This window comes from Marinobacter sp. UBA2498, assembly GCF_002341575.1.
GTDB lineage: Bacteria > Pseudomonadota > Gammaproteobacteria > Pseudomonadales > Oleiphilaceae > Marinobacter > Marinobacter manganoxydans.
The window spans coordinates 1-424 of the sequence record NZ_DDOI01000048.1 but is presented as its reverse complement, the minus strand read 5'-3'; the positions used below and the strand labels follow the sequence as shown (position 1 = coordinate 424).

The window sequence follows — 424 nt, the reverse complement described above, 5'->3', positions numbered from 1 at the left end:
GTGGGCTATCCGAAAATCGACTACAACTCGATTTCATATTACTCCGCGCCCAAGCGTCCGGAAGACATGCCCCAGAGCCTGGACGAAGTGGATCCGGAACTGCTGAAAACCTACGAAAAGCTGGGCATCCCCCTGCACGAGCGTGAAAAGCTGGCGGGCGTGGCTGTTGATGCCGTCTTCGATTCGGTTTCCGTAGCAACAACGTTCAAGGAGCCACTGGCCAAGGCCGGCGTTATTTTCTGTTCCATCTCCGAAGCGATCCAGGATTACCCGGAGCTGGTCAAAAAATACCTGGGCTCGGTAGTGCCGGCCGGTGACAACTTTTTCGCCGGGCTGAACTCCGCGGTCTTCTCCGACGGTACGTTTGTCTATGTACCCAAGGGCGTTCGCTGCCCCATGGAGTTGTCCACCTATTTCCGCATCA

Annotated in this window: 1 pseudogene; it reads left to right on the top strand. The window is 56.1% G+C overall.

The window, feature by feature from the left end:
• Window positions 1–424: pseudogene (locus B2W52_RS05705) on the top strand (Fe-S cluster assembly protein SufB); the annotation flags it as partial.